Annotated in this window: 6 protein-coding genes and 2 rRNA genes; 5 read left to right on the top strand and 3 right to left on the bottom strand. The window is 64.7% G+C overall.

Going from position 1 to position 12,269, the window contains the following annotated elements:
- Positions 1-46 precede the first annotated feature (46 nt).
- Both KDW96_RS07875 and rrf read left to right on the top strand, forming a co-directional pair.
- Positions 47-2,937: ribosomal RNA gene (locus KDW96_RS07875) — 23S ribosomal RNA — on the top strand.
- Between the two features lie 141 nt (positions 2,938-3,078).
- A 5S ribosomal RNA gene (gene rrf, locus KDW96_RS07870) occupies positions 3,079-3,194 on the top strand.
- Between the two features lie 72 nt (positions 3,195-3,266).
- On the opposite strand, the gene KDW96_RS07865 is transcribed toward rrf, so the two are convergent.
- Genes KDW96_RS07865 through imuA form a run of 3 tightly spaced genes read right to left on the bottom strand, consistent with a single transcriptional unit; the run spans position 3,267 to position 8,378 of the window.
- Entirely contained in the window at positions 3,267-6,341 is a 3,075-nt protein-coding gene (locus tag KDW96_RS07865; RefSeq protein ID WP_370295378.1) for an error-prone DNA polymerase, read from the bottom strand.
- Positions 6,338-7,753, bottom strand: coding sequence for a Y-family DNA polymerase (locus KDW96_RS07860; protein WP_255839879.1), 1,416 nt, complete (start codon positions 7,751-7,753; stop codon positions 6,338-6,340). Before KDW96_RS07860 ends, KDW96_RS07865 begins: the two co-directional genes overlap by 4 nt.
- Positions 7,754-7,760: 7 nt before the next feature.
- On the bottom strand, positions 7,761-8,378 hold the full coding sequence (gene imuA / locus KDW96_RS07855) for a translesion DNA synthesis-associated protein ImuA (RefSeq protein ID WP_255839878.1): 618 nt from the start codon (positions 8,376-8,378) through the stop codon (positions 7,761-7,763).
- Between the two features lie 281 nt (positions 8,379-8,659).
- On the opposite strand from imuA, the gene KDW96_RS07850 reads away from it, so the two are divergent.
- The 3 genes from KDW96_RS07850 to KDW96_RS07840 are packed head-to-tail and all read left to right on the top strand — an operon-like array spanning position 8,660 to position 12,225.
- Positions 8,660-9,319: a paraquat-inducible protein A gene (locus KDW96_RS07850; RefSeq protein WP_255839877.1), complete on the top strand. Its 660-nt coding sequence runs from the start codon at positions 8,660-8,662 to the stop codon at positions 9,317-9,319.
- A complete protein-coding gene (locus KDW96_RS07845; protein WP_255839876.1) occupies positions 9,306-9,929 on the top strand; it encodes a paraquat-inducible protein A in 624 nt (207 codons plus the stop codon). The genes KDW96_RS07850 and KDW96_RS07845 overlap by 14 nt, the downstream gene beginning before the upstream one ends.
- Complete coding sequence (locus tag KDW96_RS07840; RefSeq protein ID WP_255839875.1) at positions 9,922-12,225, top strand: PqiB family protein; 2,304 nt, start codon at positions 9,922-9,924, stop codon at positions 12,223-12,225. Before KDW96_RS07845 ends, KDW96_RS07840 begins: the two co-directional genes overlap by 8 nt.
- Positions 12,226-12,269 lie beyond the last annotated feature (44 nt).

Genomic DNA, 12,269 nt, shown 5'->3' with positions numbered 1-12,269 from the left:
GTCGTCTTCACGTTAGAGACAGTAACCAGATTGCTTGGGGTTATATGGTCAAGTGAAGAAGCGCATACGGTGGATGCCTTGGCAGTCAGAGGCGATGAAAGACGTGGTAGCCTGCGAAAAGCTTCGGGGAGTCGGCAAACAGACTTTGATCCGGAGATCTCTGAATGGGGGAACCCACCCAGCATAAGCTGGGTATCCTGCACTGAATACATAGGTGTAGGAGGCGAACCAGGGGAACTGAAACATCTAAGTACCCTGAGGAATAGAAATCAACCGAGATTCCCTTAGTAGTGGCGAGCGAACGGGGACTAGCCCTTAAGCTTCTTTGATTTTAGCGGAACGCTCTGGAAAGTGCGGCCATAGTGGGTGATAGCCCTGTACGCGAAAGGATCTTAGAAGTGAAATCGAGTAGGACGGAGCACGAGAAACTTTGTCTGAATATGGGGGGACCATCCTCCAAGGCTAAATACTACTGACTGACCGATAGTGAACCAGTACCGTGAGGGAAAGGCGAAAAGAACCCCGGAGAGGGGAGTGAAATAGAACCTGAAACCGTATGCGTACAAGCAGTGGGAGCCTACTTTGTTGGGTGACTGCGTACCTTTTGTATAATGGGTCAGCGACTTATATTCAGTGGCGAGCTTAACCGAATAGGGGAGGCGTAGCGAAAGCGAGTCTTAATAGGGCGTTTAGTCGCTGGGTATAGACCCGAAACCGGGCGATCTATCCATGGGCAGGTTGAAGGTTAGGTAACACTGACTGGAGGACCGAACCGACTACCGTTGAAAAGTTAGCGGATGACCTGTGGATCGGAGTGAAAGGCTAATCAAGCTCGGAGATAGCTGGTTCTCCTCGAAAGCTATTTAGGTAGCGCCTCGTGTATCACTGCTGGGGGTAGAGCACTGTTTCGGCTAGGGGGTCATCCCGACTTACCAAACCGATGCAAACTCCGAATACCAGCAAGTGTCAGCACGGGAGACACACGGCGGGTGCTAACGTCCGTCGTGAAAAGGGAAACAACCCAGACCGTCAGCTAAGGTCCCAAAGTTATGGTTAAGTGGGAAACGATGTGGGAAGGCTTAGACAGCTAGGAGGTTGGCTTAGAAGCAGCCACCCTTTAAAGAAAGCGTAATAGCTCACTAGTCGAGTCGGCCTGCGCGGAAGATGTAACGGGGCTCAAACCATACACCGAAGCTACGGGTTCAACGTAAGTTGAGCGGTAGAGGAGCGTTCTGTAAGCCTGTGAAGGTGAGTTGAGAAGCTTGCTGGAGGTATCAGAAGTGCGAATGCTGACATGAGTAACGACAATGCGAGTGAAAAACTCGCACGCCGAAAGACCAAGGTTTCCTGCGCAACGTTAATCGACGCAGGGTGAGTCGGCCCCTAAGGCGAGGCAGAAATGCGTAGTCGATGGGAAACGGGTTAATATTCCCGTACTTCTAGTTACTGCGATGGAGGGACGGAGAAGGCTAGGCCAGCACGGCGTTGGTTGTCCGTGTTTAAGGTGGTAGGCAGAGTGCTTAGGTAAATCCGGGTGCTTAATGCCGAGAGCTGATGACGAGCGTTCTTTTAGAATGCGAAGTGGTTGATGCCATGCTTCCAGGAAAAGCTTCTAAGCTTCAGGTAACTAGGAACCGTACCCCAAACCGACACAGGTGGTTAGGTAGAGAATACCAAGGCGCTTGAGAGAACTCGGGTGAAGGAACTAGGCAAAATGGCACCGTAACTTCGGGAGAAGGTGCGCCGGTGAGGGTGAAGCATTTACTGCGTAAGCTCATGCCGGTCGAAGATACCAGGCCGCTGCGACTGTTTATTAAAAACACAGCACTCTGCAAACACGAAAGTGGACGTATAGGGTGTGACGCCTGCCCGGTGCCGGAAGGTTAATTGATGGGGTTAGCTAACGCGAAGCTCTTGATCGAAGCCCCGGTAAACGGCGGCCGTAACTATAACGGTCCTAAGGTAGCGAAATTCCTTGTCGGGTAAGTTCCGACCTGCACGAATGGCGTAACGATGGCGGCGCTGTCTCCACCCGAGACTCAGTGAAATTGAAATCGCTGTGAAGATGCAGTGTATCCGCGGCTAGACGGAAAGACCCCGTGAACCTTTACTATAGCTTTGCACTGGACTTTGAGTTTACTTGTGTAGGATAGGTGGGAGGCTTTGAAGCGTGGACGCCAGTTCGCGTGGAGCCAACCTTGAAATACCACCCTGGTAACCTTGAGGTTCTAACTCTGGTCCGTTATCCGGATCGAGGACAGTGTATGGTGGGTAGTTTGACTGGGGCGGTCTCCTCCTAAAGAGTAACGGAGGAGTACGAAGGTGCGCTCAGACCGGTCGGAAATCGGTCGTAGAGTATAAAGGCAAAAGCGCGCTTGACTGCGAGACAGACACGTCGAGCAGGTACGAAAGTAGGTCTTAGTGATCCGGTGGTTCTGTATGGAAGGGCCATCGCTCAACGGATAAAAGGTACTCCGGGGATAACAGGCTGATACCGCCCAAGAGTTCATATCGACGGCGGTGTTTGGCACCTCGATGTCGGCTCATCACATCCTGGGGCTGAAGCCGGTCCCAAGGGTATGGCTGTTCGCCATTTAAAGTGGTACGCGAGCTGGGTTTAGAACGTCGTGAGACAGTTCGGTCCCTATCTGCCGTGGACGTTTGAGATTTGAGAGGGGCTGCTCCTAGTACGAGAGGACCGGAGTGGACGAACCTCTGGTGTTCCGGTTGTCACGCCAGTGGCATTGCCGGGTAGCTATGTTCGGAAAAGATAACCGCTGAAAGCATCTAAGCGGGAAACTTGCCTCAAGATGAGATCTCACTGGAGCCTTGAGCTCCCTGAAGGGCCGTCGAAGACTACGACGTTGATAGGTGGGGTGTGTAAGCGCTGTGAGGCGTTGAGCTAACCCATACTAATTGCCCGTGAGGCTTGACCATATAACACCCAAACAATTTGTTGTTTGTGTGCTCGATGGCTGAAGTCGACAACAAACCGAAAATTTGCCAGAACACGCAATACCACGACATCACATACCCAATTCGGGGAAGCGCCTTAACCGCGAATCCCCTGCTGAATTGCTTGACGACCATAGAGCGTTGGAACCACCTGATCCCATCCCGAACTCAGTAGTGAAACGATGCATCGCCGATGGTAGTGTGGGGTTTCCCCATGTGAGAGTAGGTCATCGTCAAGCACCTATCCCAAACCCCCGATCCGCGCAAGCAGGTCGGGGGTTTGCTTTTGCGCGCAGGAAAGCCGCAGCGACTCACTGGAAGTCGCGGCTGCGCACCGCCAGCCCGGCCAGCAGTGGCGTCAGGTCCTGCAGGCGTCCGGCGATCACATGGCGGACTTCGGCGGCCTCCTCCAGGTGGCCGTCGATCTGCAACAGCTGCGCCTCGAGCAGCACGCGACGTTGCCGTTCGGCCAGGTCGCGCCAGACCACCACATTGATCATGCCGTATTCGTCCTCCAGGGTGACAAAGGTCACGCCGGCGGCGGTTTGTGGGCGCTGACGGCCCACGACCAGGCCGGAAACACTGAGGGGCCGGCCATGGCCGATGTCGGCCAGTTCCCTTGAGCTACGGCAGCGCCTGGCGATGAGTTCGCCGCGCAGCAGGGCGAGCGGATGGGGCCCCAGAGTGGTGCCGAGGGTGGCGTAGTCGGCCTGCAGGTTTTCCCCCAGGGTCGGCTGAGGCAAGGCCACGGCGGCTTCGTCCTGGGCTGGTAAGCCGGCGAACAAGGGCGCCTGCTCCTCGATGCCGGCGACCGCCCAGCGGGCCCGGTGGCGGTCGCCGGCCAATTCCCGAAGACAGTCGGCGTCGGCCAGTTGGGCAAGGGCCCGGGCGTCGAGCCGCGCGCGCCTGGCCAGGTCCGCCACATCGGCAAAGGGACCTGCGGTCCTGGCCGCCTCGATGCGGCGAGCAGCGGCCTCAGGCAATCCCCGTACCATCCGCAGTCCCAGGCGGATGGCCGGCTGCTCGCCGTGGTTTTCCAGGGTGCAATCCCAGTCACTGCAGCGCACGTCCACCGGGCGCGTTTCGATGTCATGGCGGCGGGCGTCCTGCAGCAGCTGGTCGGGGCTGTAGAAGCCCATCGGCCAGCTGTTGATCAGGGCGCAGGTGAAGGCGGCCGGTTCGTGACATTTGAGCCAGCAGCTGGCATAGGTCAGCAGGGCGAAGCTGGCGGCGTGGGACTCCGGAAAACCGTAGCTGCCGAAGCCCTTGATCTGCTCGAAGATGCGCGCGGCGAATTCGGAGCTGTAGCCACGCTCGAGCATGCCCTGGGTCAGGCGCTGGCGATGGGGTTCGAGGCCGCCATGGCGTTTCCAGGCGGCCATGGCGCGGCGCAGCTGGTCGGCCTCGCCCGGGCTGTAGCCGGCCGCGACTATGGCCAGCTCCATGACCTGCTCCTGGAACAGGGGCACCCCAAGGGTGCGTTCGAACACCTGGCGCAGTTCCGGCGAGGGGTAGCTGACCGCTTCCTCGCCGTTACGCCGGCGCAGATAAGGGTGGACCATTTCGCCCTGGATCGGCCCGGGGCGGACGATCGCCACCTCGATGACCAGGTCGTAGAAGCAACGGGGCTTGAGCCGCGGCAGCATGGCCATCTGCGCCCGCGACTCGATCTGGAACACGCCGACGGTGTCGGCGCGGCTGATCATTGCGTAGGTCTGCGGGTCCTCGGCCGGGATGCTCGCCAGGCTCAGGTCGCGTCCGCGATAGCGGCGCAACAGGTCGAAGGTGCGACGCAGGGCGCTGAGCATGCCCAGGGCGAGGATGTCGACCTTGAGCAGGCCGAGCATGTCCAGGTCGTCCTTGTCCCACTGGATGATGGTGCGCTCGGCCATGGCCGCGTTCTCCACCGGCACCAGGGTATGCAAGGGCTGTTCGGAAATGACGAAGCCGCCGGGGTGCTGGGACAGGTGGCGGGGGAAGCCGATCAATTCGTCGCTGAGGGTCAGTACCCGGAGCAGCAGCGGACTGTGGGGATCGAAGCCGGCCTCCAGCAGCTGTTCGGCGGGGGGCAGCTGATCGCTCCAGCGTCCGCAGCACGCGGCCAGGGCGTTGAGCTGGTCGGGCGGCAGGCCCAGGGCCTTGCCGACATCGCGCACGGCGCCGGCGCCATGGTAGGTGCTGACCACGGCGGTGAGCGCGGCGCGGTCGCGGCCGTAACGCTGGAAGATGTACTGCAGGACCTCCTCGCGACGCTCGTGTTCGAAGTCGACGTCGATGTCCGGTGGCTCGTTGCGTTCCCTGGAGATGAACCGCTCGAACAGCATGTTCATCCGCGCGGGGTCCAACTCGGTGATGCCCAGGGCGTAGCACACCGCCGAGTTGGCGGCCGAACCGCGGCCCTGGCAGAGGATGTTCTGACTGCGGGCGAAGCGGACGATGTCGTGCACGGTGAGGAAGTAGCTTTCGTAGCCCAGCTCGGTGATCAGCAGCAGTTCGCGCTCGATCAGCAGGCGGGCTTTTTCCGGCACGCCCCGGGGCCAGCGCCAGGCCATGCCCTGTTCGGTGAGGTGGCGCAGCCAGGTGCTCGGCGTCTGGCCCTGGGGGACCAGCTCGCGGGGATACTGGTAGTGCAGCTCGCTGAGGTCGAAGCGACAGCGGCGGGCGATGTGCAGCGTCTCTGCCAGTAGCTGTGGCGGGTAGAGCTCGGCCAGGACCTGGCGGCTGCGCAGGTGGCGCTCGCCATTGGCAAACAGCTGCAGGCCCGCCTCGCTGACCGGCAGGTGCAGGCGGATGGCCGTCATGCAGTCCTGCAGGGCGCGGCGGCCACGGGCGTGCATGTGCACGTCGCCACTGGCGACCAGCGGCAGCTCGAGTTCCGCGGCCAAGGCCTGCAGCCGAGCCAGGCGTTGGCCATCGTCCGCGCCGCGAAGCAGCTCGACCGCCAGCCACAGGCGGTCGGCAAACACACTGCGCAGCCACTGGTCCTCGCGGGGGTCGTCAGGCGAACCGGGCAACCACAGGGCCAGCAGGCCGTCGGTGGGCCCGGCGAAATCCTCGCGCAGCAGGCGGTAGCGGCCCTTGGCCGCGCGTCCGCGGGCGCTGCTGATCAGCCGGCACAGGTGCTGGTAGCCGCCGAGGTCTTCCACCAGCAGCACCAGCTTGGGGCCATCCTCGATGCGCAGTTCGCTGCCGACGATCAGCGCCACGCCGCTGTCCTTGGCCGCCTGCCAGGCGCGCACGATGCCGGCCAGGCTGCACTCGTCGGTGATGGCCAGGGCCTGGTAGCCCAGGCGGGCGGCGCGGGTGAAGAGTTCGGCGGCGCTGGAGGCGCCGCGCTGGAAGCTGAAGTTGGACAGGCAATGCAGTTCGGCGTACTCGGCGCTCATGCAAACCACCCGTGCAACCACAGCGCCCCCGTCGAGCCGACGGGACGGAAGGCCCAGGCGCGCTGCCCCGCACGAGTCTCGATCAGGTAGTAGTCGCGCCGCAGGTCGTTGCCATCCCACCAGCCGGACTCGATGCGCTCGGGACCGGTGAGCAGGCGCGGCGGGCTTTCGTCCAGCGGCAGCGGCTGCGGCAGCAGCCAGCCGGGTCTTGGCCCCGTGGGGGGGCAGCTCATCGCCTTGGCCGTGCTGTGGGGCTGCCAGGCCAGTTCGGGGCGGTGATCGGGGCGTGCGCCCAGGCCTTGCACCGCGCCATCGCCCAGGCGCGCACGCAGGCGCTCGCGCAACTGCTCCCAGGCCAGGGACTGTTGCGGGCGTTCGTCGAACAGGCTGTGGTGCGGTGGCACGAAGTCCGGCAGGTCTTTGGCCAGCAGGCGCAGCGCCTCGACGGGGGCGGGCAGCGCCAGGCGTTCCAGGCGTTCGCGGGTCAGCTCGAACAGCAGGGTCGCTTCGCGCTCGGCGCCGAGCAGGCCCACCGGCACCAGGCTGTCGGCGCGGGCCCGGTGCTCCAGGTGCAGGACGAAGCGCTGCACGCCGCTGTCGCGGCCGGCGAGGTAGGCGGCCAGGTCGTGGGTCAGCCGGCGCAAGGGGAACAGCAGGGCCTGGTGCGACTCGACCTCGTAGTTCAGCTCGATGCGTTCATCGAAGCGGTCCGGCGGGCTGTAGCAGTCCAGGGCCAGCGGGCGCACCCCGAGCAGGGTGTCCAGGTGGTACAGCACCTCGGCCGGAAAACGCCGGGCCAGGCTGTCGCGCGGCAGGGCCAGGACCTGCCGCAAGGTGCGCAGGCCCATGCGCGCGAAGGCATTCGCCACCTCCCGGGCCAGGCCCAGCCGCTCGATTGGCAGGCGCTCCAGCTGCTGGTGTAGGGCGCTGGCGTCGGCCACGGCCAAACCGTCATGGACGTTGGCCAACACCCGCGCCGCGGCGGGGTTCGGCGCCAGGGTGATGCGGTGGCGAAAGCCCAGGGCCTGCAGCTCGGCGCGCAGACGCGACTCGAAGCGTGGCCAGGGGCCGAACAGGCCGAGGCTGGATTCGACCTCCATGAGCAGCGCGCGCGGGTAGTGCAGGCTGACCTGGGAGCTGAAGCGATAGGCCCAGGCCGCGAGCAAACGCTGGTGGCGTTCGATCTGGGCGCTGTCGTATTCGGCCGTGGTGAAGTCCTGAGTCAATGCCTGGGCGGCGCTCAGCGATTGACCGGGGCGCAAGCCCAGGGCGCGGGCGGCCGGGTTGAGCACCTGCAAGACCCGGCGCTGCGGCGTCCCGCTGAGCAGGGCCAGGGGCGCGGCGGGATCGGCGCAGCGGCGCAGGATTGCATCCAGCGCCAGTTGCGGCAGCAATACACAGGCCCAGCGCATGGTCGCCTCAGCGTCCTGCCGCGAAACCGATGGGCGTCACCGGCGCCAGGCCACCCCGGCACTTGAGCACCCGCACGTGCCCCGGCCGGTCGTCCAAGGCCAGGCGCAGCGCCGCTGGTGAGGGGGTGTGGGCCTCGCGCAGCGGGCGGTAGGCGAATGCCAGGGTCTGGCCGCTTTCGGCGGCGACCTGCAGGCGCCGCAGGGCGCGGTCGTCGGCGCGCTCCGGCCAGCACAGCAGCGCCGCACAGCTGCCCGAGCGCAGGCACTGCTCGGTGGCCCAGAGGGCGTCGCGGCCGCTGGCCTGGATCACCGCGAGGTGGCGCAGGTCGAGGCCGGCGGCCTGCCAGGCCGGTGCATAGGGCACGAAGGGTGGGGCGACCAGGACCACGCGTTCGGCGGCCTGGGTCAGGCGTGCCAGCGATGGCCACAGCAGGTGCAGCTCGCCGAGGCCGGGCCCCGGCAGGAGGATCTCGGTCAGCGCCGCTTCCGGCCAGCCGCCCGTGGGCAATGCGGCATCCAGGGCGGCATGGCCGCTCGGCTGCCGACTCGGCGCCCGTGGCGTCGGTTGGCCGCGCCAGACCCGGCGTTGATCGAGCAGGCTGTCGAGGCTGACCACGGCGCTCATCGGCATGCACCCTGAGTGCGGGCTCGCTGGGCAATGATTGAGGCGTGATGGACGATCGGGATCATGGGCGGACTGCCGAAGGCGCTGCTGGCGGGAAGGCGATGCAGATCAATTAACTGTATATAGATACAGTAGTCCATCGGCGAGGCGAGCGGCAAGCCTTCAGTCGCGGTAATGGACGGGCGGAGCCGGCGTGCTCATCTCGGCGCCACGCGCGTGGCACTTCACCTGCTGGCGGTCGCGCTCGGCTAGAATAGGCGCACTTTTCCGAGAACCCGTTTATGTCCGATTCGGCCGACCTTCAGCCTTTGCCGGTGCTTCCCGTCGAGCAATTGATCGCCTGCCACGAATGCGACCTGCTGATGCGCAAGCCGCAGACCGGCTATGACGAACGGGTCGAGTGCCCACGCTGCGGTTTCGAGCTCTATACCCACCGCCATCAGGTGGTGCGCCGCAGCCTGGCGCTGGTGATCGCCGCCTTGCTGCTCTATGTGCCGGCCAACTTCCTGCCCATCATGCACCTCAACCTGCTCGGCCAGACGTCCGAGGACACGGTGTGGAGCGGGGTGCTCGGGTTGTACGAAAGCGGCATGCAGGGCATCGCCGTGGTGGTGTTCCTCTGCAGCATGGCGGTGCCGCTGCTCAAGCTGCTGTGCCAGCTGGTGGTGCTGTTGAGCATCCGCCTGGACCTGGGGCGCAGCTATGGCCTGCTGCTGTACCGCATCTATCACCACCTGCGCGAGTGGGGCATGCTCGAGGTCTACCTGATGGGCATCCTGGTGGCCATGGTCAAGCTGGCCGACCTGGCGGACCTCAGCCTCGGCGTCGGCTTGTTCTGCTTCGTTGCACTGCTGCTGATCCAGGCCTGGCTGGAGGTGAGCATGGCGCCCCACCAGATCTGGCAGGCCCTGTCCGGGGAGGATGTGCATGCGGGCGATTGATGCCGGGCTGCTGGTCTGTCACGAGTGCCACCTGCTCAACCCCCAGCAGGCCGAGGCCGAGCGCCAGCACTGCGAGCGCTGCGGCGGCCTGCTGCACGCGCGGCGACCGAACAGCCTGGCGCGCACCTGGGCACTGCTGCTGACCGCGGCGATCCTCTATGTCCCGGCCAACCTGCTGCCGATCATGACGGTCAACTCCCTGGGCAAGGGGCAGTCGGACACCATCATGTCCGGGGTGATCGAGCTGGTGCACCTGGGCATGCTGCCGATCGCCGCGGTGGTGTTCATCGCCAGCATCCTGGTGCCGACCTTCAAGCTGGCCGGCATCGCCCTGCTGCTGTATTCGGTGCAGCGGCACCAGCCGATGTCGCCCCGGCGGCGCATCTTCATGTTTCGCTTCATCGAATGGATCGGCCGCTGGTCGATGCTCGACATCTTCGTCATCGCCATCCTGGTGGCGCTGGTCAGGTTCGGCAATCTGGCCAGCATCGAACCGGGCATGGGCGCGGTGGCCTTCGCCAGCGTGGTGATCCTGACCATGCTCGCCGCCTTGACCTTTGACCCTCGCCTGATCTGGGACAACACGGAGTCGCCACACGACCATGAATGACCTGCCACTGGCCAAAACCCGCCCGGCTTCCAACTGGTCGGCCATCTGGGTGCTGCCCATCCTCGCCCTGCTGATCGGCGGCTGGCTGGGCTGGCGTGCCTACAACCAGGCGGGGATCGAGATCGAGGTGTTCTTCGAGAGCGGCGCCGGCATCCAGGCCGGCAAGACCGAGGTCATCTTCAAGGGCATGCCGGTGGGCAAGGTCAAGGCCCTGGCCCTGGACGACAGCGGCGAGCAGCGCGGGGTGATCGCCACCATCGAGATGAGCCAGGAGGCCGAGTCGCAGCTGCGGGAGACCACCCGCTTCTGGCTGGTCAAGCCCAGCGTCAGCCTGGCCGGCATTACCGGCCTGGAAACCCTGGTGTCGGGCAACTACATCGCCGTCAGTCCGGGAGACGGCGAGCCGCAGACGAAGTTTCGCGCGCTGCCGGCGGCACCGCCCTTGTCGGACGACCAGCCGGGCCTGCACCTGACCCTGAAGGCCGAGCGTCTGGGCTCGCTGGATCGTGACAGCCCGGTGTTCTACAAGCAGATCCAGGTCGGACGGGTTAAAAGCTACGCCCTGGCCAGCGACCAGAGCACCGTCGAGGTGAAGGTGTTCATCGAGCCGACCTACGCCAGCCTGGTGCGCAAACACACGCGGTTCTGGAACGCCAGCGGCATCAGCATCAATGCCAGCCTGTCGGGTTTCAAGCTGCGCAGCGAGTCCCTGGCCAGCATCGTCGCCGGCGGCATCGCCTTCGCCACCCCGGAGCACCGCAAGGACAGCCCGCCCACCGACCCGGTCTTCCCCTTCCGCCTGTACGAGGATTTCGAGGCGGCCCAGGCCGGCATCAGGGTGCAGGTCCGGTTCAGTGATTTCGAGGGGCTGGAGGCCGGGCGCACGCCGGTGCTGTACAACGGCATCCAGGCCGGCACCCTCAAGGCCCTGAATGTCAGCGACGACCTGACCTCGGCCAGCGCCGAGCTGACCCTGGACCCGCGCACCGAAGACTTTCTGGTCGAGGGCACCGAGTTCTGGGTGGTCAAGCCGTCCATCTCGCTGGCCGGCATCACCGGCTTGGAGGCCCTGGTCAAGGGCAATTACATCGCCGTGCGACCGGGCGAGAAGGGCGCCGCGGCCAAGCGCGAGTTCGAGGCCCGGCCCAAGGCGCCGCCCCTGGACCTGGCCTCGCCGGGCCTGCACCTGGTGCTGCTCAGCGACAGCCGCGGCTCGCTGGAGGTCGGCAATCCGATCCTCTATCGCCAGGTCAAGGTCGGCACGGTGCAGAGCGTGCAGCTGTCACGCAACGATCAGCAGGTGGCGTTCGGCGTGCACATCGAGCCGGAGTACGCCCATCTGGTCAACAGCAGCACGCGCTTCTGGAATGCCAGCGGCATCACCCTCAAGGGCAGCTTGTCCGGTATCGAGGTGAAGAGCGAGTCGCTGCAGACCCTGCTGGCGGGCGGCATCGCCTTCGAGACCCGCGACCCGCAGGCGCCGGTGTTGACCAAGCGGGTGCAGCGCTTCGCCCTGTACGACAGCCGCGACAGCGCCCTGCAGAATGGCGTGGCGATCAGCATCCGCCTGGAGCGCGGCGATGGCCTGGGCCCCGGCACGGCCATCCGCTACCGCGGCCTGGACGTCGGCAAGGTCGAGCGCATCGAGCTGAGCGATGACCTGCGCAGCGTCCTGCTGCATGGACGCATCACCCTGGCCGCCAAGCGGATCGCCCGCGCCGGCTCGCAGTTCTGGGTGGTCAAGCCGGAGTTGAGCCTGACCCGGGTGACCAACCTCGATACCCTGGTCGGCGGCCAGTACCTGGAGGTGCTGCCGGCGGAGCAAACCGGGCGCCAGCAGACCGAGTTCGTCGCCCTGGCGGCGCCACCCACTCGGGCGGTCAGCGAGCCGGGCCTGCGCCTGGTGCTCAGCGCGGCCCAGCGCAATTCGCTGAAGACCGGGGAGCCTGTGACCTACCGCGAGGTGCCGGTGGGCAAGGTGATGGGCGTCGAACTGAGCCCCAGCGCCAACCGGGTGCTGGTCCATGTGCTGATCGAGCCGCGCTACGCGCCCCTGGTGCACGGCGGCAGCCGCTTCTGGGTCAGCACCGGCATCGGCGTCGAGGCGAGCCTGTTCAAGGGGCTGAAGGTGCGCACCGAATCCCTGGAAACCATCATCGCCGGCGGCGTGGCCTTTGCCACCCCGGAGGGCGAGCAGATGGGCGCCAAGGCGCTGCCGGGGCAGACCTTCGCGCTGTTCGAGGAGGCGCAGGAGGAGTGGTTGCGCTGGGCGCCGAAGATATCCCTGGAGCCGTGAAACCCTGAAAAAGGGCCGCAGCTGCGGCCCTTTTCCTTCGCGCT

Origin of the sequence: Pseudomonas benzenivorans, assembly GCF_024397895.1 — a bacterium.
Lineage (GTDB): Bacteria > Pseudomonadota > Gammaproteobacteria > Pseudomonadales > Pseudomonadaceae > Aquipseudomonas > Aquipseudomonas benzenivorans_A.
The sequence above is the reverse complement of the archived record's forward strand: the minus strand, read 5'-3'. Positions and strand labels throughout refer to the sequence as shown.

What these genes read in the sequence shown, in the direction of transcription:
- KDW96_RS07865 (WP_370295378.1), bottom strand. Translation starts at nt 6,341, where the DNA reads ATGAGCGCCGAGTACGCCGAACTGCATTGCCTGTCCAACTTCAGCTTC.
- KDW96_RS07860 (WP_255839879.1), bottom strand. Translation starts at nt 7,753, where the DNA reads ATGCGCTGGGCCTGTGTATTGCTGCCGCAACTGGCGCTGGATGCAATC.
- imuA (WP_255839878.1), bottom strand. Translation starts at nt 8,378, where the DNA reads ATGAGCGCCGTGGTCAGCCTCGACAGCCTGCTCGATCAACGCCGGGTC.
- KDW96_RS07850 (WP_255839877.1), top strand. Translation starts at nt 8,660, where the DNA reads ATGTCCGATTCGGCCGACCTTCAGCCTTTGCCGGTGCTTCCCGTCGAG.
- KDW96_RS07845 (WP_255839876.1), top strand. Translation starts at nt 9,306, where the DNA reads ATGCGGGCGATTGATGCCGGGCTGCTGGTCTGTCACGAGTGCCACCTG.
- KDW96_RS07840 (WP_255839875.1), top strand. Translation starts at nt 9,922, where the DNA reads ATGAATGACCTGCCACTGGCCAAAACCCGCCCGGCTTCCAACTGGTCG.